This window comes from Bacteroides sp. RTP21281st1_H5_RTP21281_210402 (assembly GCF_040918965.1).
Lineage (GTDB): Bacteria > Bacteroidota > Bacteroidia > Bacteroidales > Bacteroidaceae > Bacteroides > Bacteroides congonensis.
Genome location: NZ_JBCOWR010000015.1, coordinates 87,518 through 109,159, shown reverse-complemented (window position 1 = coordinate 109,159; position 21,642 = coordinate 87,518). Strand labels below are relative to the sequence as shown.

26 protein-coding genes and 1 pseudogene are annotated in these 21,642 nt (G+C 48.4%); 10 read left to right on the top strand and 17 right to left on the bottom strand.

Annotated elements, in window-relative coordinates; translation table 11 throughout:
* Positions 1-19: 19 nt before the first annotated feature.
* The 7 genes from AB5443_RS19810 to AB5443_RS19780 all read left to right on the top strand — a co-directional run bounded on the left by AB5443_RS19810 (position 20) and on the right by AB5443_RS19780 (position 5,540).
* Positions 20-523 carry a hypothetical protein gene (locus AB5443_RS19810; protein ID WP_368114220.1) on the top strand — a complete coding sequence of 168 codons (504 nt, stop codon included), beginning with the start codon at positions 20-22 and terminating at the stop codon, positions 521-523.
* Between the two features lie 232 nt (positions 524-755).
* On the top strand, positions 756-1,721 hold the full coding sequence (locus AB5443_RS19805) for a hypothetical protein (RefSeq protein ID WP_368114219.1): 966 nt from the start codon (positions 756-758) through the stop codon (positions 1,719-1,721).
* Complete coding sequence (locus AB5443_RS19800) at positions 1,705-1,980, top strand: hypothetical protein (RefSeq protein WP_120145077.1); 276 nt, start codon at positions 1,705-1,707, stop codon at positions 1,978-1,980. Before AB5443_RS19805 ends, AB5443_RS19800 begins: the two co-directional genes overlap by 17 nt.
* Positions 1,967-2,770: a DUF4121 family protein gene (locus AB5443_RS19795; RefSeq protein WP_138336084.1), complete on the top strand. Its 804-nt coding sequence runs from the start codon at positions 1,967-1,969 to the stop codon at positions 2,768-2,770. Before AB5443_RS19800 ends, AB5443_RS19795 begins: the two co-directional genes overlap by 14 nt.
* Before the next feature lie 2 nt (positions 2,771-2,772).
* Positions 2,773-3,543, top strand: a complete 771-nt coding sequence (locus tag AB5443_RS19790) for an N-6 DNA methylase (protein WP_368114218.1) — start codon at positions 2,773-2,775, stop codon at positions 3,541-3,543.
* A 121-nt stretch (positions 3,544-3,664) separates the two neighbouring features.
* Positions 3,665-4,822, top strand: a complete 1,158-nt coding sequence (locus AB5443_RS19785; protein ID WP_052587905.1) for a hypothetical protein — start codon at positions 3,665-3,667, stop codon at positions 4,820-4,822.
* Between the two features lie 355 nt (positions 4,823-5,177).
* Complete coding sequence (locus AB5443_RS19780; protein WP_346990733.1) at positions 5,178-5,540, top strand: hypothetical protein; 363 nt, start codon at positions 5,178-5,180, stop codon at positions 5,538-5,540.
* Between the two features lie 196 nt (positions 5,541-5,736).
* Here AB5443_RS19780 and AB5443_RS19775 read toward each other — a convergent pair whose 3' ends face one another.
* From AB5443_RS19775 to AB5443_RS19710, 14 genes and pseudogenes are all read right to left on the bottom strand, one after another.
* On the bottom strand, positions 5,737-6,309 hold the full coding sequence (locus AB5443_RS19775) for a tRNA (adenine-N(6)-)-methyltransferase (RefSeq protein WP_288214944.1): 573 nt from the start codon (positions 6,307-6,309) through the stop codon (positions 5,737-5,739).
* 10 nt (positions 6,310-6,319) lie between these two features.
* Positions 6,320-6,784, bottom strand: a complete 465-nt coding sequence (locus AB5443_RS19770) for a DUF3872 domain-containing protein (RefSeq protein ID WP_368114217.1) — start codon at positions 6,782-6,784, stop codon at positions 6,320-6,322.
* A gap of 20 nt (positions 6,785-6,804) precedes the next feature.
* Positions 6,805-7,392 (bottom strand): conjugal transfer protein TraO, encoded by a 588-nt coding sequence (locus tag AB5443_RS19765; RefSeq protein ID WP_368114216.1) that lies wholly within the window; start codon positions 7,390-7,392, stop codon positions 6,805-6,807.
* Positions 7,389-8,306, bottom strand: a complete 918-nt coding sequence (traN, locus tag AB5443_RS19760; RefSeq protein ID WP_368114215.1) for a conjugative transposon protein TraN — start codon at positions 8,304-8,306, stop codon at positions 7,389-7,391. Before traN ends, AB5443_RS19765 begins: the two co-directional genes overlap by 4 nt.
* Before the next feature lie 59 nt (positions 8,307-8,365).
* On the bottom strand, positions 8,366-9,664 hold the full coding sequence (traM, locus tag AB5443_RS19755) for a conjugative transposon protein TraM (protein ID WP_368114214.1): 1,299 nt from the start codon (positions 9,662-9,664) through the stop codon (positions 8,366-8,368).
* On the bottom strand, positions 9,615-9,914 hold the full coding sequence (locus AB5443_RS19750) for a TraL conjugative transposon family protein (RefSeq protein ID WP_254033019.1): 300 nt from the start codon (positions 9,912-9,914) through the stop codon (positions 9,615-9,617). Before AB5443_RS19750 ends, traM begins: the two co-directional genes overlap by 50 nt.
* On the bottom strand, positions 9,911-10,534 hold the full coding sequence (traK, locus tag AB5443_RS19745) for a conjugative transposon protein TraK (protein WP_072067186.1): 624 nt from the start codon (positions 10,532-10,534) through the stop codon (positions 9,911-9,913). The genes AB5443_RS19750 and traK overlap by 4 nt, the downstream gene beginning before the upstream one ends.
* Before the next feature lie 21 nt (positions 10,535-10,555).
* Positions 10,556-11,569, bottom strand: coding sequence for a conjugative transposon protein TraJ (traJ, locus tag AB5443_RS19740; RefSeq protein ID WP_368114213.1), 1,014 nt, complete (start codon positions 11,567-11,569; stop codon positions 10,556-10,558).
* 3 nt (positions 11,570-11,572) lie between these two features.
* Complete coding sequence (locus tag AB5443_RS19735) at positions 11,573-12,217, bottom strand: DUF4141 domain-containing protein (RefSeq protein ID WP_044655412.1); 645 nt, start codon at positions 12,215-12,217, stop codon at positions 11,573-11,575.
* Positions 12,214-12,573, bottom strand: coding sequence for a DUF3876 domain-containing protein (locus AB5443_RS19730; RefSeq protein ID WP_165938053.1), 360 nt, complete (start codon positions 12,571-12,573; stop codon positions 12,214-12,216). Before AB5443_RS19730 ends, AB5443_RS19735 begins: the two co-directional genes overlap by 4 nt.
* A gap of 250 nt (positions 12,574-12,823) precedes the next feature.
* Entirely contained in the window at positions 12,824-14,647 is a 1,824-nt protein-coding gene (locus AB5443_RS19725) for a reverse transcriptase/maturase family protein (RefSeq protein WP_002560980.1), read from the bottom strand.
* Between the two features lie 568 nt (positions 14,648-15,215).
* Entirely contained in the window at positions 15,216-17,615 is a 2,400-nt protein-coding gene (locus tag AB5443_RS19720) for a TraG family conjugative transposon ATPase (RefSeq protein WP_368114212.1), read from the bottom strand.
* Positions 17,584-17,931, bottom strand: a complete 348-nt coding sequence (locus AB5443_RS19715; RefSeq protein ID WP_195408455.1) for a DUF4133 domain-containing protein — start codon at positions 17,929-17,931, stop codon at positions 17,584-17,586. The genes AB5443_RS19720 and AB5443_RS19715 overlap by 32 nt, the downstream gene beginning before the upstream one ends.
* Before the next feature lie 5 nt (positions 17,932-17,936).
* A pseudogene (locus AB5443_RS19710) lies at positions 17,937-18,318 on the bottom strand (DUF4134 domain-containing protein).
* Between the two features lie 157 nt (positions 18,319-18,475).
* On the opposite strand from AB5443_RS19710, the gene AB5443_RS19705 reads away from it, so the two are divergent.
* On the top strand, positions 18,476-18,670 hold the full coding sequence (locus AB5443_RS19705) for a DUF1016 N-terminal domain-containing protein (RefSeq protein ID WP_368114233.1): 195 nt from the start codon (positions 18,476-18,478) through the stop codon (positions 18,668-18,670).
* A gap of 24 nt (positions 18,671-18,694) precedes the next feature.
* Positions 18,695-18,934, top strand: a complete 240-nt coding sequence (locus AB5443_RS19700; protein ID WP_308746988.1) for a PDDEXK nuclease domain-containing protein — start codon at positions 18,695-18,697, stop codon at positions 18,932-18,934.
* 84 nt (positions 18,935-19,018) lie between these two features.
* Here AB5443_RS19700 and AB5443_RS19695 read toward each other — a convergent pair whose 3' ends face one another.
* From AB5443_RS19695 to AB5443_RS19685, 3 genes are read right to left on the bottom strand one after another with little or no spacing between them, the layout of a single operon-like run.
* Positions 19,019-19,693 carry a DUF4122 domain-containing protein gene (locus tag AB5443_RS19695; RefSeq protein ID WP_368114211.1) on the bottom strand — a complete coding sequence of 225 codons (675 nt, stop codon included), beginning with the start codon at positions 19,691-19,693 and terminating at the stop codon, positions 19,019-19,021.
* The gene (locus AB5443_RS19690) at positions 19,681-20,139 is read right to left on the bottom strand and encodes a DUF3408 domain-containing protein (RefSeq protein WP_008026391.1); all 459 of its coding nucleotides are present in this window, start codon (positions 20,137-20,139) and stop codon (positions 19,681-19,683) included. The genes AB5443_RS19695 and AB5443_RS19690 overlap by 13 nt, the downstream gene beginning before the upstream one ends.
* 12 nt (positions 20,140-20,151) lie before the next feature.
* The gene (locus AB5443_RS19685) at positions 20,152-20,910 is read right to left on the bottom strand and encodes a ParA family protein (RefSeq protein WP_138336115.1); all 759 of its coding nucleotides are present in this window, start codon (positions 20,908-20,910) and stop codon (positions 20,152-20,154) included.
* An 87-nt stretch (positions 20,911-20,997) separates the two neighbouring features.
* On the opposite strand from AB5443_RS19685, the gene AB5443_RS19680 reads away from it, so the two are divergent.
* Positions 20,998-21,411: a hypothetical protein gene (locus AB5443_RS19680; RefSeq protein ID WP_195408452.1), complete on the top strand. Its 414-nt coding sequence runs from the start codon at positions 20,998-21,000 to the stop codon at positions 21,409-21,411.
* Positions 21,412-21,642: the final 231 nt, after the last annotated feature.

Here is a 21,642-nt window from a genome sequence, read left to right as displayed (position 1 = left end):
CACTTAAAGTTTCCGGAACATGGAAGAATGGATGCAGTATGCCAGGGACATGGCGAAAGCGGAAAAAGAGCTGGAGATCGAGCTGTGGGTGATCATCTCCTTTTACAGGACTACGGAGCAGGGCAGCAAAGTCCTGCTCTTCCGATATGACCTGCCACGGAAAGTGGCGGACAAATATGAGTGGGTCGTCCGGTGGAGAAGGGCAAGACTGACCTGCCGATATCCCAAAGGGAATGTTACACACACTTACTGCCTGTATGACAGGCACAGCGGTGAAGACTATTCATTCGGCTCCTGCCTCTCCTCGCTGGCAGCAGCCAAGGCACAGGTCACCAGGATGGAACGGAGGATAAGGGAATACACCGCATGGCAAAAGCAGAACAACCTCTTTTTTGACGAACAGACGGACGAAATGCTCCAAAAGGCTGTCGCCAAGCTCAAAATAAAAAAAGAAAATGTACAGGAGGCAGAAAGAAGGCTGCAAAGGAAAGCCGAAAAACACCAACGGGAAATGCGAAAATAGCAAAACAAATTCCGCATTCCCATTTCTTGCCGCAAAGATAGCCGTTTGCCGGACTGAATGCGCAAGGCAGCCCTGCGGGCAGGTTGACAGGAAAAAAATCATCCTCGCTACGCTCCGGTATTTTTTTCCGTCAAGCCTTGCCGCAATCCCCGACAAACGGACAACGCATCCAACAAGAAATAAAAATGCCCGTCTCACGACAGGCTCATGTATAACTAAAAAATGATCGGCTATGATTACGGATGAAAGAACCCGGAACAGACTGTATGCGGATACGGAAACGACACTTTTCACACTGGAAGACAAACCGGGGGCAATATTACGGATAATGGAAATCATAAGGGACACCCCCGAATATGTGCAACTTTCGCCCCTTCTTCCGGCATATGCGGAAGAAGACCGGCAGGCAGAATGGTGGAAGGGCAAGGAACCGGACTTCCTTCTGGCGGAACTGCTGCATGTACTTCAACTATATGCACCGGAAGGATTCATACTGGGACCGATAACCGGGAGAACGCATGCTTTCGGATATACAAACCCGGAATATGAAAAAAATCTGATCTACAGGACAGAGATCGAGCTTGACTGGGGATATGTGTACGGGAAAAAGAACGAATACAGAAAGAAAAGGAAACTTTATGAAGAAATCGCGGAAATATTCACCACGGACGGATATACGGCAGAGATGGAGAAAAGAGGAAAAGGATGCCGGATAACCAAAGGGAATACAAGGCTTTATTCACATTACGAATGGATAACCGGACAGTGTGAGGCCACACACCTGACCGGAACGCTTATCCGGTTACTCAGGGAAAGCAGGAGATTCAATCTGATTAAGTGCACCCTGCTTGATTTCATATTCAGTTTCACGCAGGAAGAGGAGCTGGAATTCTACCGGCAGCAAAACGAAACAAGCATATACTACCGGATATTTGACCTTTTCAGAAGGAAACCGTGGACTGTTACCGAAAATCTCATGACGGTGGCTTCAGAAATCAACATACCGACTCAAAAATATCCGGAAGGGCCCGACCGGGACTCCCCCGCTTACAAATATGTCAGGGAAGCCTATCAAAAACTCATAGACAAGGGATATCTGGAAGAATACACCCGAACCTGGATAAGGGAAGAGCTCCTTTGTGCAAGAGCAACCCCGGAAGGAATATCAAAAAACATATTCTATGGAACTCAGCTATAACCGTCTATTACTCATCTTCCTGTGGCAGTACAACCACCACGGGGAGGAAGGGCTGAACCTGCACCTTTTCGAGGAGACCTTCGGGAAGACACAGGGCAGTCATTATTACGACAAATGGATGAACTGTTTCAACCGGGACCTCCGGGACATGATCATCTATTTCAGAGGGGAGGGTGAAAACGGACAGAAGTTCTGTGACATGGTGGCCCGACAAATTGAAGTATACCGTAAAAATCGAAAACACTATGGAATTTACTGACCTTTATACAGTGGAAAGCCTGCAATGCTTCAACGGTTTCCATTACCGCAGATATCGGGTAAACCAAAGTGACACGGACAAGGTAAACCGTCTCATTGCAATAATCCGGCAAGAACGGGAAAAGAATATCGGACCGGCAGCAGGTGACATTATCGAGTATACCTGCCGGAACGGTGACTGGTTTCAATCGGCACACATCGAAGAGATATGCGACGGACATTTCAAGATCTGCCTTTCCGGAAGCATCCCGTTCTGTTATGAAAGCGGGGACGGTGTCGGCTATAACGTCCATGAAGGGATATGGACTTATCTGAAGAGAGCCGCCTTAAGACCGGCAGGTATCAGGGAAAAGCAGTTCAGGACATGGGGACATGCCGGAAAATGCGCCAACGGGGAGGTATACTTCATGGCCTGTGTCCGTGCGTGGCAATATACGGAACCGGAACCCCTGTATGGCAGATATACTACCAGAAACTGGAGCAAATACCACATCAACAGGCAGCCCGACCCGGAACATGACGGCGAGTTCTTCTACATGACCGAAGGATTCACCCTATACTCACGCGAGGAACTGGACAGACTGACCGGAATCCTTCACGGGAAACTCTTCGACGGGATATACAGCAACTCACTCGTTCTATGGGGATACCACATGAAATGGGAAATACTCACGGAACAGGAATGGAACGAAACAAAAGCCGAAATACACATATCCTTTCTCGGAAAGTCTCCCGTGAAAATAATAACCAGCGATAATACCCGTACAATAACCGTCTATAAAAAGAAATGACAATGGCAAAATACGAAACCCCTCCCCCGGTCCGTCCGCTTGAAAAGCTGATAACGGATTTCTCCTACACAAACGGACTCGATCCCGTCAATGTATTCAACGATTTCCTGACCTATATCATCCACGGGTTTTCTCCCGGTGCTCCCCCACTGCAGAGCTGGAAGTACAAACGGCAGCAGAACATGAAATTTATGCAAATGCTCACCGGGTGGGTACGGCTCATGGCAAGCCGGATAAAGGATGATACAAGCTGGTATGACCCTTTCGGGGATTTATATATGGCACTGGTTTCCAAAAGTGCCCAGCAGTCACAGGGGCAATTCTTCACTCCGGTACATATCTGCGACCTCATGGTACTGTGCACCCAAACGGAAGAGAAAAAGACCGGACAGAGGATGGGTGACCCGACGTGCGGAAGCGGAAGACTGCTGTTGGCCTATCATGCACGGAATCCGGGAAACTACCTCATAGGGGAGGATATCAACCGGACCTGCTGCCTGATGACCGTATGCAACATGCTCATACACGGATGCGTAGGGGAAGTCATCTGCCATGACAGCCTGAATCCCGGAAACTTCGTGGACGGTTGGAAGGTCAATCCCATGCTAGCATGGACAGGCATTCCCACGATAAAGAGAATGAGCATGGAGGAATACCGGGCAGGCAGGAATCTTCCGGCATCCCCTTATATCATACGAAAAACGATGCCAGCGGGTGGCAGGAAGCGTAAGACGGACTCCCCTCCGCCTTTACAGACCGTTTTCAAGATGTAATAACGACATAAAATATGATACCAAACCCGATCATCAGCATGAAAAATGATTATATACAATATCTTATAAGCATACCACCGGTATGCCAAATTTATTTATTAACCCATTAAATACAGCAATTATGGAAGTTACAGTAATGCCGGCCGCTGCACCGGTACAGAAGCAGCAGGGATTGAACCAGGTAGTCATAAACAAGGTTCAAAAAATGATCGAAGGAAAACAGCAGGGTGTCATGGCTACAATCACCCGCCTGCTCGAAGAGGGAAAAATCGCGCAGGACTTCATCGCACCTATAGGAGTGAACCTGCGTAATGAGGACCGCCATCCGGTCATTACATTTCAGGCAGAGGAACAAGTACAGATGAACATGCCGGAAGGGAATTTCAACCTGCACGGAAATGCCATCAGCCAGATTTCCGAGAAAATGGGCATTCCAGCAAAATATCTCAGGGAGCTTTCCGCAGGAGACGCCTGGCAGAAACAGCTGTGCGCAACCATTCTCAACGAACATTCGGGATGGACGGGGCGCACACGCGTACTCATCCGTGCGGTAGGAACGGAAATCAGGGGTGTACTCTCAGACTCGTACCGGCGGCTTAACTCCGTGGACATACTAACCGCATTCATCAGGGAAGCGGCAAACAACGGAGCCGTCGTGTCCGATGCCTATATGAATGACACCAAAGTATGGTGCGAAACGATTCTTCCTACACCGGTTGAAATACCCACCCGTAAAAACGGGACGGTAATCATATTCGCAGGAGCAAGATTCAGCACATCCGATTTCGGAAACGGTTCGGTGGACATGCGCTCGTTCCTGCTCAACGGAGCTTGCCTGAACGGCATGGTACGTGAATCGGTCATGCGGCAGATTCATCTGGGAGGACGCCTGCCGGATACGCTTGCGCTCTCGCAAAGAACTTATGAACTGGACACCAAGACAACCGTATCGGCAGTCAAAGATTTGACTAAAGGGCTCTACAGCAAGGACACGATCATGCAGAAAGCCATCGAAATTCAGGGAGCGTCAGAAATAGACGTGGACTTTGACAAGGAACTTAAATCCCTGGTACAGCGTGGCGCGTTGCTGAAAAACGAAGGGCGAGAAGTCGAAAAGCTCCTGATGAACAATAACCCCGACGACGGCATAACAGGAGGAGCAACACTCTGGAAACTGGCACAAGGCATCACCGCCTTTGCACGGGAACAGGAGCCGGAACGCAGCAGGGAGCTGCATGAGATATCCGGGCAACTGATGAACCGGGTGAAAAACAACTAAAATGGAATCATAGAATGAAAAATCAACAGAACTTGCCGGACCTTCCATTGTCCGGCAAGCAACTGTAAAACAGAATCATTCACAATGGACAAATTGCCGGACTATAAAAATAGTTGATATGATGAAACGGATGTTTTAACCAAAAGAGCAGATAGAATTGTCGTATTCACCAACTTATTCTAGTTCCCCTATACTATCTCTGCATCTCCCCATAAACAGTCAACTGCTCCCCAGTTCCTCTACTTTATTAAATTCAAATTCATCCGTCTATAAATTTACACAGAATTATTTTTTGTATCTTTGCTTCCCTTTTACAAACATTTATTGAAAAAGAAAACTTATATCAATACTCAAAATGGAAAATAATAATTCGAGCCTGTATGCACAAAAGGCCGTTGAAAGTTTCTATCTGGACCGTCCATACGGTATAAGAATTGATTACTCCAGGAAAGGTTTCGTCCTGTTCAACCGGAAACTGAACCTGCTTGGAATGGACAAATGGAACTCAATTGAGGAATTACCGCTGGAAGAATATGACAACCCGGAAGAAATACCGGTTGAAGGGGTGGATATTCAAAGAAACAGCAGTAAAGTAGACATATTCTTCTACACGGACAAATCCAGTCCCTACCATAACGGAACACTGGATATGGAGTGTCTCAAAAAATACAACAAATATATCTACCGTCTGTCAATACTGCTGGGCAGAACCCTATAATAAAAGAGCCGCGAGCAATATGGTATACTATTCACGGCTCCGATAGCATGTAATCTAAGGTATATAGAAAAGTTCAAACTCCCTCTTCCACCTTGTCAATCATGGAAGGCGGATTTCCGGCACGAGCGGAAAAGGCGGAAATCGAAAGAACAATAAAAAAAGTTTTTTCCCATAATCCATTTTTCCGTTTGTGCTTTCAAACAACGTCTAAGGAAAGTCCGGTGTCTTCTTCCGCAATATTCCGATTCAAGTTATCCACATCCCGATGCATACGACTGTAATCATTCCGGCGGACCGCCAGCTCCTCAAACACGATTTGTTTAGGCAAAAGACGGTGACAATAATAGCTGCTGCCAAATGGGACACCTCCCCCTTTGTCAAACTGGATGCGTTTGTCAAACATCAGCAGTTGCAGCTCCCTGTCCTTGAACAGCCGGCACGGACCGACACTGTTCAGCCAGAAATTGGACATCAGCAGGGCGAACGGCTTGTCCAGTTGCAGGCAGCGTTCAAAAACTTCCATTTTTCTGCTGAAAGGCGGATTAGATACAATAATATCCCAACAATCCGGCTCGTAAGCAAAAAAATCCTGTCCGGTATTTATATGCGAGTATTTTACCTGAAATCCGGCTTCCTGCAGATGAAGCACGAACTCGCTGTGGCACGTGTCAAAAGGGCACCATATGATCTTCCCCTCAGGCAGATACTTGATGATGGGAGCCACTCCGTACCCCGGAGTGTATTTCTCGTCACTGCAGTTCAAGAACATCCTGCTCAATTTACTGGGCACAGGCTCCTCCTTCCATTCTCTCCGCCCCGTCATTCCTGTTATTGAAACTGAAACTCAGCTGCCGGACATCCTGCCAGTTATTTTCAAAGTACAAATCAATCGTTTGTGCCTCATTCGTACTTTTTGAAGTGTAATACAACCGGAACTTCTTCTCACTCAATAAATAGCGGTCATTGGGTTTCAGAAGCGTACCGTCTTCCAGTTTCAACAATCCGTTCCCGTCAGGCTGGAAATAACGGAGAGTATAAAGCGTTCCGGAAAAATTGCCCTCCTCGGTAATTTCCAGACGGATTTCCACCGTCTGGCCGCCGGCTATCTTGTCCGCTACGGGCATCGCCTTTACCGTGAACGGATATTCCTGCTGAATATCCAGGTCATCACTACAAGAGCCAAAACCCAAAAAGGAAGCTGCCATACAGCACAATATCATCATCAAGTCAAGTATCTTTTTCATTTTTCGTATGGATTTAGTCATTATAAAATGTATTTAATTCCCAAGCCGTACTGGGTATGGAAATGCTTTGCTGCACTCCCCCAGAAGATGCGTTCCCGAAGACGCAGTAACAGAACCACCTTATCGGAAAGATATGTTTCCACTTCCAGTGTCACTGTACCACCATAGATAAATGATTCGTATCTTTTCAGGGCAGCACCGTCAGAGAGCAGTCTCTTTCCGCCGTTTACAGCTTCATACCCCATCAGTCCCGAAGCACCAATATTCAGAAATACATTTTTCCCCGGGTCGGAAAAGAAATTGTAATAATAGCCTCCCTCCACAGTATACTGTTCCAAAGGAATACGCGTATTACGGTAAGGGTAATACCGCCGCATGATTTCAATACCCGATACCCATTTGTTTCCTCCCCTGGCATAGGTAGAAACAGCAAGTCCGAAAGTAAGTCCCGCATCATTACGGTCCTTTCCGCAATAAAAGCCGTCAACCATATCCGCCGTAAACTGCACACCTTTCATACCCGGCAGGCAGCGCTGGGCCTGCGCCTGCCCCAGAAACAGGGCAAGCATAGCTACAAGCAGCAACACAAATTTTCCGGTCATTTTCATCGTACCTTCAATTCATTGACAGGTTCTGCACGCACAAGGTCCTCGTTATCCACCTCAAACACCTGATGGCGTCCTCCCTGTTTCTCATACATCTCCACCACCAGTTTCTTGTCCTCCGGTATCGTAAATTTGGGTAATGCGAACACCGTACGTTCCGAGGCCTTTCCATCCACACGGGTCACATAGTTGAAGGCACGCAAGGGATAGATCACCTGTTCCTGCATGGCGGTACGTTTAACGATCTTTTTGTCGACAATCTTGAAGGTCACGAAATCCACATCAAACGGGACATTCGTCTCATTCCTTAGCTGTGTATGAAAGTACAACAGGTCATTATGAGCATAAAGCCCCTTGAGCAGGAACTGCACCCCGAAACGTTTACAACCGATATGTCTGACCCGTCTCTTGTCCTGCCTGTGCACGGACTTCATAATCAGGCGTACCAGACGCGGGGATTCATTACCCAGTTCCTGCAAATAGATTTCCATGGCATTGTTCGGACGGTTCACTGTTTCCCCGTCATGAATGAAATCGCACATCTCCACATTCAGCAGGAGCGGTTCATCCGCATACCTGACATTGAACGTGTAAAAATTTCCATCTTCAGTGATCACGCTCATGTTCGTCTCATCCCGGAAATGCTTTTTAGCAGCTTTCACACGGATCACGTTCTCTGCAGCATCCGCCTTTCCGGCTATCAGATTGGTGGACCCCAGGTCCACATACTTGATCGGGGAAGGAAATATGACATGTACCGTTTTATCATAAGTGATTTCCAGTCCGTGCGGGGCTATCATCCGGTTAAAGCCGATCTTGCGGCTCAGCCCCTCAAAAAAATCCCCGCTACTCTGCTGCGCACTGGCAGCCGTTACACCCGTCATAAGGGCAAAAAACATCATCAGAATCTTTTTCATATCCGATTGCATCTTGATTGGTTGGTTAATGATTGGTTTTCTTTTACTGCTTTTGTGTCTCACTGTTCAGGAGAATGAAGCAACAGCCTGTGTCCGGCTTTCAGAGTGACCTTCACCGTCCGCATCTTTTTGGCGACATATCCCGACACACCCTGTATCACTCCTTTTCCCAGGTCCGAAGCGATCTGCGCCCCGGCATCCGTAGAGATATTGATACTGCCGTTCATGGAGGTTCCCATATTCGCCGCCATCTCACGTGCCGCATCATACTCCATCGAATCGGGTACCGGTATTCCCCGCTGCCCGTCCGCATCGTAAATCTCCAGTTCTACCGGAATAACCGTACCTTTATATTCAACCGCCTGAACCAGGATATCAAGCCGTTCACCTTCCATACGGACTCCGCCGGTCAGGATCGTCCCCTTGGGAATAAACCGGTCATCGACCACCATCGGTTCCAGCAGGCGGATACGCAGTGCCTGACCGTCCGAAACGGTCTGTGTACCGTGTACGCTGGCAGGAATGGTATTCCTGTCAGAAGTCAGTACTTTCCCCACAGGAGTATTGAACCCCATATTCCTTTCCCCCGCAAATCCGGAAACGGATTCCCCGTTGCTCGCGGGTTGTGACAGGGAAGACACCACCTGATGCCGGACCTGTTTTACCGGTTTGACAGCCGTCCGCTGCCTTTTATCCATTGCCGGAGAAGTCGTCGTCGCCTGTTTCCCGTTGTACCGGGCAGCCAGTTCATAGGATTTCTCCATCAACGCCATTTTCTCTTCCATCGTAGTCTCCTGCGACGGCTTTTCATTCTGCCGTTCATGCTCCAGTTCTTCGATACGCCGGAGCAGTTCATTCCTTTCGGAATTCTCCGCACGGGTATAAAAATTATCCAGCGTACGGTTCATGTTACGGTAGGCACCGGCAGAAGAACGGACAGTGCTATGGGAACCTGTAGAGGGTTTATCCGTCTCTTCCACCGGCAATTCCGCCATGCCTTCAGGCAGGTGTACCGTATCCTTACCGGAACTGTCGAACAGCGAGGCCATCTCCTGAAAGGCATTTTTACGGTACTTATCCTTTTTCTCCAATTCTTCACGCTCATAGGCGTCCACCTTGTTACCGTCCATCCTTTGCTGTCCGGGGGAAGGAATGTCCGTATTGAATCCCTTCTCTTTCTCCTCCGCCGCCCTCTCCTTCTCCGACGGCGAATAAATCAGCCATAACGAACCTGCAAAGAGCAGGCACATGGCGGGATAGACAATATACCTGATACGCCTGCGTTTTTCCTCCGGACTCAAAGGTCTGTCAGCAGACAAGCCTAACAGTGTCCTGATTTTCTGAATGTCCATAATCATAATAGTCTTTAAAGTGAATGGTTGTATCTTTCTCCGGCTTTATATCCAAAGGACGGATATGCTCAATTTCCAGTCCCCCGCCCGGTTCTCCGAAACCGGAAAGGGAAGAGAGGATCATATGCAGGCAGCCTGCCGTAAACAGGGCAAATGCAATAGCGATGACAGCCAACCGTTGCCCTGTCGTCAGTCTGCGGCAGTATCGGTGTATCAGGATGTCCGCCTGTTTCCACGGGTATTTTCTTCTTCTCATCGGTCGGCACTCCTTAAATCCTTGTTTTCCATAATGGTAAAATGCTCGATAATGAACCCGTTCGGATTGTCATCCGACCTGACAGCATTCTGAAGCCGGCACTCCGTCACCAGGCTGCGTTCCGTCACGTTGCTCTCACGGATGATCATCTGCCGGGCATACGTCCTCGCCTTATAGGGATAACTGTTGAAGTCGCAAGCCACACTGTCCACCTGGACAACCTGGTTGATGTTACCCGAAATCAGACGGTTATAATATCCCTTCTCCGCAAAGTCCACATAATAATGGTAAGCGCTCTTGTCAGCCAGCAACAGAGCACGGTGGATATTGTGTTCGATGGCGTCCTTCTGCGGTGAAAGGCTGAAGAAGAGTTCATGGAAGCGCCTCACATGCTCCCTGGCTTCCGCCGGACGGTTCTGGGAAAGATCCTGCGAAAGGGCGAGCATCAGTGACTTGCCACCGTCCAGCACATAGATCTTCTCACGCTGCTTCTCGGCAAAACTGTAGGAGCTCCACAACGAATAGCCGGTGATGAGCGTACAGCAGCAGACAAAAGCAACCAGCATCAGGCGGATGCGCCTGAAGCTGCTCTCAATATTGGTTAATGACTTGAATTCCATCAGTGTATCGTTTTTGAATAGTTATTTTCCACGTATGCGCCCTCCGATATTGCCCAGTGCCGCACCACCGGCACCGGCAGTGAAACCACCGGCTTTAGTCGCCGTACGGTTCAGATTGCGGGAATAGTTGCTGGCACCTCCCGCCTGGACAATCCAGCCGGAAACGGTCGGCACGGTAAAATAGCCGACAATCCCGATCAGCATGAAAATGATATATACACAGTTTGAATTGTCCAGCGAATAATCGGGATTTCCCTGCAGTTCCGCAATATCACTCTGGAGCATGAGCACCTGTATCTTGGCAAGCATGCAACTGAACAGGTCGCTGACAGGAAGCCACAGGTAGACCGATATATATCTTGTGAACCACTGCCCGAGCGTGGACTGGAAGCCGTCCCACACCGAAATGGCGAAAGCTATCGGACCCAGTACAGAAAGGACTACCAGGAAAAAGGTCCTTACCGTGTCTATCAGCAACGAGGCGGCTGCAAAGAGCAGTTCCAGCAGGCTGCGGAAAGCGTCACGGATACTCTTCTCCAGATTATACATGCCCACTTCCATATACATCCCCAGACGGGTGGCGGCATCTCCCGGAGACCAGCCGAGCTCATCCAGCTGGCGGTCAAACTCCTCGTCACTGACTAGATAGGCGGTTTCGGGATTACGCATCATGGCCTCCCTTTCCAACTGATCCTTCTGCGCCCTGTATTGCTGCATGTCCAGTGTCTGCCCTTCCAGCATCCTGTGGGTCCCCTGCACAATGGGACTTAAAATACTGTTCATCGTTCCCAACACCAGCGTCGGAAACAGCAGGATACAGATACCCAGCGCAAAAGGGCGAAGCAGCGGATAGACGTCCACCGGCTCGGCACGGGCCATCGACTGCCAGACGCGAAGGGCGACATAAAACAGGGCACCCAGCCCCGCAACGCCCTTCGCCACACCCAGCATGTCCTCGCAAAGAGGCATCATCTCATTGTACAGACTCTCCAGTATCGTATGGAGGCTGGCAAAATCTATCGACAACAACACCATAGGCTACCAATATCTGGAGGTTTCATCACCATAGAGCCTCATTACGCGGTCCATGTCGTTCCTCTTCCTGGCACGCAGGTAGCTCACGGCGATATTCCTGTTCGTATAATAACTGACAAGGTTCCGGTAACGACGCATATCACGGTAACACTCATCCACCACGTCCATGCGGTCCTTGTCCGTCATGGAGAGGGTGCTGACATCGATTACCTGCTTCAGATCCTGCAATACGCCGTTGCTCTCCTCCAGAAGTTTCGTATAGCCGGAAGCGATGGCGTCCAGTTCCCTTGCCGAGAAATTCTCATCCTTCATCATCCTGCCGAAGCCGGTGACATAGATATCCGATACGTCACCCACCATTAGGATGATTTCACGCACCTTGCGGGCGTCCCTCACCAGGTTGTTCACGGATTTAAGGGCGTCATAGTATTTTTTTGACTGCTCATAGATCTTGACCGTTTCGGAAAAGCTCTGCGCGGTGTTCGTGGCCGTCTTGGAGGTATGCGCAATATTGTCCGACATGTTGATGATACCCTGGGCCAGGTTTCCGGGATCGGTAACCACCCACTGAGCACTTGACTGTACGGTTGCCAGCAGAAACACCGTACAAACAAGGCTTGCCTTTTTCCATATGCCTCCCGTTCTCATCGTCTGTTTTCATTACGTACATAATCACCGTGGGGGGAAAAAGTCAGCACGTCGGTTGCTTCATTATAGGATACGTCAATGCGGTATCCGGTGTTGATGAAAAGGTTGCCGTTCTCCTCGACCAGCAGGTAGGTCCGCGGTTTCAGGACACGTGTCTTTCCGCTGCGGGAAAAGACCGTCACCTTATAGGCTCCGCCTTCCTTGTAGACCAGCACGTCAGGCTTACCCTCCACGCTGCTCCACGAACCGCAGAGTCTGTCACAATCCGTTCCGTTTGCTTCCATACAACTTTGCAATACCATGGCGGCCATGCCGACTAGGCATACCGCCAGCCTCACCAATTGTCTGTTTCTCATAACTTCGTTCATTTAGGGGTTTGATACTTGTTTTTGTTCCTCTCTTTTCCTCTCAGCCAGCCGTCGGACGGCGAGCTCCAGATTACCGCCCAGTTCCCGCGTCAGTTCATGGAGTTCCAGCTTCTCGGATTCCTCGGTCGTATACACGTAGGCTAAGCACCCAGCGCCTTGTCATATTTCTATGGTAGGTTTCCGAGTACTCGCCTCCGAACCGGACTTACAAGTCTCCCTGTATCCGGCTCTCCACTAATTAATTCAGTCTGATTCTTCGGTCGGGGTCTATTTTTGCATGACACTTTGAGCAGACAGCCAAAGTTTTTCGTCTTCGAGCTATCATTTTCTTTTCCCAGTCGGATTTACCTTTCAGGTCTTTAAGTTTGCGAACGTGATGCATTTCGAGTTTATCGGTAGCACCGCATAATTCGCAGACTTGGAGCTTCAGCCTTTCCATAAGGCTGTTACGTCCACCTGTTATGGAAACTGTCCGTGGAATAGTGTCACAGTAAATATTCCCTGCAACCTTTTTGCGTTTGAAACCATCATGATAAAATGATTGGTAAAGTGTCTTACCCTTACTATTTTCATATGCCACTTGGAAAACCTTGTTCTTTTTATATTTCAGAAGTATTTTCTTTACAGATGATTTGTATTTGTTCGCAAATACCTTATACATGCTGTATGACATAATGTGATAGAAAGAATTGATGACATAGCTGTTATTGGCTATTGAGTAGTAATTATAGAACCCTCGGATTTCGGCATTGAACTGACTGACTATTTCCAAGTCATCCAAGTTCAGCATGTACGTTCTGACGATGGATTTCCAAACCTCTTTGCCATTGACGACCGCGATTCTTGCGGCTTTATAATCAAAGAGTTTCTTCCGCATCGTTTCAAAATTCAGGTACAATACAGGCTTGTGTCCGAATGCACGAACCGTTTTACCGTACTTATCCTTACGTAAATCGTTACACCTACGTATAAATACGTCATATCCGAGAAATTTCGCTGGTTTCTGCGCATTGGTTATCAGTGTCTTTTCGTCTGACAGTTCCAGTTTAAGAGCTTCATTCAAATAATTCTTAATATCCTCTTTTACTGTTTTGCAGTCTTTAAGATTACCGGTAATTCCAATCAGAAAGTCATCTGCGTATCTCACGTATTTTAACCGTTTGATACTGCTGTCCATTTCATTACGTGCCGGATAGTTGTTCCGTTCTTCTCGTAGCCGCTTAATTTCGGCGGTCATCTGTTTCCTTACCTTTACATCTTTCTCATTCTTTAGTTTCTTTGCCAGTCGGTATCTTCGCTGTTCGTAGAGCTTGTATCGAGCGTCGCCTTTTCTTGTTACCCCTTTATTGAACCGATTGATGTATTCCTTGATGTACTTGTCGAACTTGTCAAGGTAGATGTTAGCCAGTATTGGGCTGATAATCCCGCCTTGCGGAGTTCCACTGTACGTTCTATGAAATACCCAGTCTTCCACATATCCGGCATTCAGGAATTTTCTGATAAGCCGCAAAAATCTCTCGTCGGCGATACGTTCCCGAAGAATATTAATCAGTACGTCATGATTGATATTGTCGAAGAATCCTTTAATATCGCCTTCAATAAACCATTTCACGGCAGTGAATGTCTTTTGTATATCTATAAGAGCAGTATGACAACTTCGTTTGGGACGAAACCCATGTGAAGTATGTTCAAAACTACCTTCATAGATTGCTTCAAGTATCATTCTGACTACTTCCTGTACCAGCTTATCATCAAAAGAGGGTATGCCAAGCGGACGTTTTTTCCCGTTTTTCTTAGGTATGTACGTCCTTTTGGACGGATTAGGCTGATAAGTCTCATTTTTAAGACTGCCAATCAGTTGTTCAACTCGGTCAATGCTCATTCCGTCAATGGTTTTACCATCGGCTCCTGCCGTCATGTTGCCTGTCTTGCTGTAAATATTCTGATAGGCTACATAAAACATTTCCTCGTTAAACAGCACTCTATACAGCCGCTCAAACTTATAGTTCAAGTTACCGCTGTGTTTACTCAGACTGTTCAACACATTTTCTGGATTTCTCATGTCTCTCACATCTTCCTTTAAATTGTTAAACTTAATTAGCTGCTCCCCTTCGCCATGTACAGGGCGTTACCCTGCTCAGACTACTATGGAAGCTCCGTTGCCATGCCGGATATTCAGGGGCAGACCCCATAGCCCTACAACTGGCTTTCCGGTTTAGGCAATCCCCGTTTAGAAATTTGACGACTATTTGGCTCGATAGATTGTCGGATACGACTTTCGTCCTTTACTACTTATGGTAGTTGCCTTGCGGTAAGTTTATGCTACTCCTGCTACGTGTCATCAGTGTAGTACCGCAACATAACGGTATAATTCCGAAGAATTATTCAACTGTCTTCCGTCATTGCCCAAGGATACGACTGCTCGGACTATCGTTCAACCAATGCAGGCTTTATCCTCATATCTATCATTTTAACTTGCCATTCGGTCGCAGCCTGACAGTTGGCTGACTTATGGCTTTACCAACGTGCTATGTTCCCTTGTGGGGTTTTCCCCTCCGGTTAGCGGTTGTTAATGGGCATTTTAAACACTTGCCCAGTCGCTTGCCAAAGCGACATTCGTCAAATTTCCTTTACGGGCGCACCGCATACTCCTCCGCGCTGACCTCCGTCGCATAAACGGCGGAGTGTGTTCCGCCCAGCCCGATCCAGACTTCACGGTAGAAAGGTCCGGGACGGTTCGCACGGTTGATGGAAAGGATCTGCCCCCTCTCCTTCTCCGTCAGTCCCAGAAGTTTCTGGATATGTTCGAACTTGTTCATATATTTACGCTGGTCAAGCAGTATCTTGCAGTCCGAGTTGTTGATGATCGCCTCCTTGACAATATCCGAGGAGATGATATCGTCCACCTCCTGCGTCACTACCACGGCCTCGCCGAAATACTTTCTGACGGTCTTGAACAGATACTGGATATAGGTAGCCATATTGGGGGACATCAACGCCTTCCAGGCTTCTTCCAGCAATATCATCTTGCGGATTCCCCTGAGCTTTCTCATCTTGGAAATAAAGGTTTCCATGATAATAAGCGTAACCACCGGAAGCAATACCTTGTTGGAGGAGATATTATCCAGTTCAAAGACTATGAACCGTTTGTTCGTCAAGTCCAGCTCCTTGTCGGAGTTCAGCAGGAAGTCATAGTCCCCGCCCCTGTAAAACGGTTCCAGCACATTCAGAAAGCCGTCAATATCGAAGTCCTTTTCACGCACCTTCTTTTGCTCGATCATACGGCGGTAGTCATCACGGACAAACTCATAGAAGCCGTTAAAATCCGGCCTGGACGCCCTGTCATCCGTAATCCGGCGGATATAGGCATTCACCGCACCGGACAGGGCCACCTCCTCCGAACGCTTCGGGGCTTCGTCCTCCCGTTTCCAGAGGGTCAGGATCAGCGTCTTGATACTCTCCCGTTTTTCAACGTCAAACTGTCCGGAATCCGTATAGAAAGGATTAAAAGCTATCGGATTATCCTCCTCATACGTTATATAGATACCGTCCTCACCGTGCGTCCGGTCATGGAGCATGCGGCACAGTCCCTGGTAACTGTTACCCGTATCCACCAGCAGGATGTGCGTGCCCTGTTCATAATATTGTCTGACCAGGTGGTTGGTAAAAAAGGACTTGCCGCTGCCGCTGGGGCCGAGAACAAACTTGTTGCGGTTCGTGATGATACCGCGTTTCATCGGCAGGTCGCTGATGTCCACATGCAGGGGGATACCGTTCCGGCGGTCAGCCATTCGGATGCCGAACGGGCTGGGAGAACTCCGGTAATTGGTTTCAGCCGTAAAGAGGCAGACGGCCTGTTCCAGAAAGGTGTAGAACGACTCTTCCGCCGGAAAATCACCGGCATTGCCCGGAATACCCGCCCAGTAGAGCACCGGGGCATCCACCGTATTGTACCTCGGGGTACATTCCATCATGGCAAGCTGGCTGCCCGTATCGTTCTTCACCCGTCTGAGTTCCTCCCGGTCTTCAGTCCATGCCATTACGTTACAGTGGCAGCGGACGGGCAATACTCCTCCGGTATGGGCTTCATCCAGATACATCTCCGTCCACTCCCTGTTTACCGCATTGCTCCGGCTGTACTTCGAGAGGGAAAGCATGTTGCGGGAAGTTTTTTCCATCCCCCGGAGAATCTCCTGCGCGTCATCTATAAACACATACTGCGAATAGATATGGTTACAGGGGAGCAGCAATCCGACGGGGGCGGCGAACGAAAGACGGCAGTCGCTACGGTCGGTGGACATGCGTTCATAGCGCATATCCGTAGATACCCTGCCGGGAAGGTCTCCCGCATCCGAAAGGGTATGCACACACAGCCGTTTGTCACCGATGCGCATACCGCCGGGTTTAAGGCAGATATCCTGAAGCACGGCGGTTTCATCCTCCAGCGACAGGGAGAAATATTTCTCCACCAGCCCGGGACGTCCTTCCGTACCGGTAATCTCGTCCGCCTCCAGCCTGCGCAGGCTGACATGCCCGGAATCATTCATGATACGTTCGAACTGTTCCACAGCTTCCAGAAACCTGCCCGCCGTATCCTTGTCAACCATTTCCTTAGGCAGAAGGGAACCGCGGCAGAGTGTGTTAAAGTCACTCCTCTGCCGGCTGCGCTCACGCGTGGTCTTCGTCAGATACAGGTAGCATTTGTGGTTCAAATACGGGCGCTCGTTGAAATGGCGCTCATAGCTTTTTGACAGGAAACTCTGCCCGCCGTCCTTAAAATCCGCACGGTAAGTTTCTTTCGTGAACCAGTCCTGCTTGCAGACAACCGAGAAGTCAGGCAGCACTTTGACAGCCTTTACCCAGGATGAGTGGATATCCTCGTATTCGGCAGCAGTCACAGTATAAAGTTCAGGCAGCTCCACCTCGAAGGCCACAGTCAGGTCGGCGTCCTTGCTGACGATGCAACCGTTCTCCACAGACAGCAGGGGGAACTTTCGTTCAAGCGTTTCCGCTTTCAGTACATTTCTCATAGGTTCTTCTTTTGGTTAGTAATCGGAATAATCTTCTCCGGTGGATCAGGTAACGGGGATGGCGTCTTTCCGCCAGCAGTTTCATCAGTCCGTGTTCACCGTACCGGGCATTCAGGCGGAAGGTCAGCCAGACCAGCAGCGAGCCCGACAGGAGCCCGAAAGGAATGCATATCCACTGGTTCACACCGGCTATATAAAGGATGACCACCACAAGCAGCACCGCGACAAGCCCGCCCGCAAAAATAAAAAGGTACTGTGATTTCAGGCCCTTGAACTCCAAAGGATTACCCGCGCCTTTGTTTATCTCATATTCCATAGCCTCTAGAGGAAGAAGGAACGCAGGATAGTGGCGGCCACAATCAAAAATATACAGGCGAAAAACCAGCTGGCTGCCGTCTTGCTGGTGTCGGGATCACCGCTTGAAAACTTACTGTAGGTCTTGATACCCCCGACCAGCCCAAGCACCGCGCCGATGGCATAGCACAGTTTGGTTGCCGGATCGAAATACGAGGTCAGCATGCTCGTGGCTTCGTTGATGCCAGCAAGCCCCTGCCCCTGCGCAAAAGAGCCGACCGCGAAAAACGCGAAAAGCACTGAAAAAAGGATTCTCTTTCTCATTGTAGAATCGTTTAAGGTGAGACATAAAATTGAATTCGAACGCAAATATAGGAGGGGACAAAAGACCATGATACAAACATTTCATCAGGTGGCAGCAAATGTCAGCAGATGTCATATCTTACAAAGCACAGACGTCTTTCAGCCTGGTTAAAAGAGAAACAATCTTGTTAGCAGAAATCATAAGTTCAAGAATCCAAATTGCACGCAAGATAACCAGTGCAACAATGGAATTATATTGAAATATCGGCAAGGAACTGTCCGCACAACATTTGAACAAAGGATATGGAGCACAGGTGGTGGAAATACTTGCTTCTGATTTGCAGAAAGAATTTCCCGGAACTACGGGCTTTTCTTCGAGAAACCTCTGGGAAATGAAACGGTTTTATGAACGATATTGCGGGGAAAGCCGGAAACAGCAACAGAGCGTTGCAGTTTAACCTTGAGGACATAACCTATTGTTAATGAGCAAGTGCAAAAAAACGGAAGAAATATACTTTTACCTGAACCTGTTGGACAGACAGGTAAAGATGCCGGACGAAAACCCGTCCATCGGTATTATATTGTGTGCGGACAGGAACAATGTGGAAGTGGCCTTGCAAGGCTCAACGGCTCCGATTGGGGGTTCCGAGTACAGTTACCTGATTCCACAAAAACAGATCAAAGAGTTAATCAACAACGAATTGTCCGGAAATAAGGAATAGAAGAAAACAGCCGTAAAGAAAACGAAAAAATAAAAGCACATCCCGGCATTTGTTCCGGGATGCGCTTTTGGTACACCCGAAAGGTCACAGATATTGCTTCCAACCGTCCGATACAGGTACGACAGATTTTGTTTTCCGCACGGGCAGAGGGTTCCCGTTCCCGTCCAGATATTTTCCCATCAGACTGTCGATGACATTCTTATTCTCGACCTGGGAGGAAAAAATCTCAAACAGGTCCGTTTCCCGGATGGTGTGCAGAGTAAGGGCCGCACGGAGAGATTTCTCCTCATCCTTGTCCGCATCATTCAGTTTAAACAATACGTTGCCGGCATTGTCAAGATCATCAGGCGTTACGACCCGTGAAACGGCATCCACTACCGGGTACATTCCGTCCAGTTCTTCCTGTTCCTCTTTCAGCATTCTCATCTCCTCCAACGGTAATTTACATTCCACTTCTCCCTCAGCGACATCTTCCTCCTCACCTATAAAATCCGCAGCCGTTTCCAACGGCTGGCTCATATAGGGGGCAACGCTCTTTCCTGCATCCTCATCCAGATAGACAAAACAGGTGCTGCCCATAATGCCGGATTCGCCGCCCGGTTCCGACAAGACATTTTCCGGCTCTTTCTCTTTTACGGGAGGTAACTTCGTATACAGCAGGTCACAAATTTCACGTATCTTCTTTTTCTGCCCACATACCTTATATAATATATAACAGGCACAGGCAAGGCGTATCGACAAATAAACTATAGTTCCCATTCCACCGGTTTTTGGGTTGCTTCCCGATTATACATTCCGTTAATTATATCCTGATACCTTTTCAGATGGTCCGACAGTACACTGTTCACAAATGTGGGGACAGACATTTCCGGTGCAATGACCGGAAGCACCCTGGCCAGGACCTTATACAGTGAATCATGTATATAAGTCTGTCTTCTGGCTCCCGTCAGTTTCTGTTGCAGGAATTGTTCCCGGTAATCATCAAAGCCGTATGCCCGCGGTGTTTTCTTCCCCGCGAACGGTTTCTTCTCAATGGAGACATCAGGTTTCTTTTCTTTTTCTTCCGACACTCCGGAGGCACCGGCATCTTCTTCCGGCCGTTCATCCTGTTTCCTTATCTTTTCCAAGGCCGTTGTATCTCCGGCTACCATACGCTTGAGCGCGTCCTCGTCCACATTATAGACGGATCTGTTCTTGTTTGCCATAGTCATGTCCGGTTAAAGTCCGAGTATGGTTTCCATTTCAGCGGCAAGCAGATCGAGGTTGCTTCCTTTCAGAGCGGCGGCGGAAGGCGGAAACAGAGTGCTGCGGAATATCTGCCCGTTCAAACCGACATCCTTTTTATAACGCTCCGCACCCGGAAGGACCGTATTCAATACAGGTAGTCCCAAAGAACGGATGATTTCCATATAAGCGTCATACAAGTCCCTGGAGACGCGCTTGTCCATTTTATTCCAGAACATATGGATATCACGCAAGGGGACTCCCTTGTGATGAAGCAGATATTCCCGGATGGACAGGACAAATGACATGCTGCTCTGCATGACCATCCTCTCCTGGGTGATCGGGGTAAAAACATAGTCCATATTGATGATGGACTGGAAAACGCCTGTGGTATTGACCGTTCCGGGAAGGTCCAAAAGGACAAGGTCATATTCAGTATCGGAACGGTCTATAAAACCATAGGCAGTTTCCTTGGCCTGTTCGGGCGTGGAAGCCAGGATATTGTAGGCCTTTCTGCCCGTATCCCCGAACTGCTCAACCAGCAAACTTTGCAGACGAGGGGTCTTTTCCACATTTTTTATGTCCCATTCACGCATAGTCATCATGCTGTGCTGGGGATAGTCACAATCTACCACAAGCACGTTCTTTGCCTTATGGTAATGGAAATAGCTGGCAAGCAACACGGTTAACGTTGATTTACCGACTCCGCCCTTCTGATTGCTGAGGGCAACAAATAAAGGTTCCTTCTTCATAACTTCATAAAATTAAGGGTTAATGACTTATTTTCTTTTCGCCTGTATCCTTACATCAAGTGACGCCGTACAATACTGTACGGCAGCATGAATACAGCTGTGTATCACTGTTTCCATACATGGGCGGTATCGCATCCAACCGGGGTACACAGTACTGTCCCGTCACAGTCTGCGCCACATCAATACGACTTCTCATGTGCCGGACCAATACGATACATGCAGCCTTGCGTCACACTAAAAACGGAATGTACCTTTGATGCCATACGCCAATATTCGTTATGTATGACTGTATCTATACAAAAGCTACCTCATGGCATCGATACGCCTACGTATCATTGCATCGGAACAATGCCGTATCCATACATGACCAACGTCACATTCAACCGGAATACACAGTATTGTCCCACTACCATAGGCACCGTATTGATAAAGCATTTTTTATACCGTACCGTTCCGTCCCTTACTGCATTGCGTCACGCCAAAAGTAGAACGGATTTTTGATACAATAACTAAAATCCGCTTCACCTGACATGACATGTCATCAGATGTCATCACTTGTCACATAAACTTCTATTTTACAAGTACTTAATCCGTCATAACTTTGCAAAATCGGAATAAGACTATGGAGGAAACCATGCTTCATCGGACAACAGCACGCCGTGAACGTCGCGCAGCAATCCGACGAAGGAGGATTCTATGTTCAAACGAACATAGCAAGTTGTGTTTTCGTCC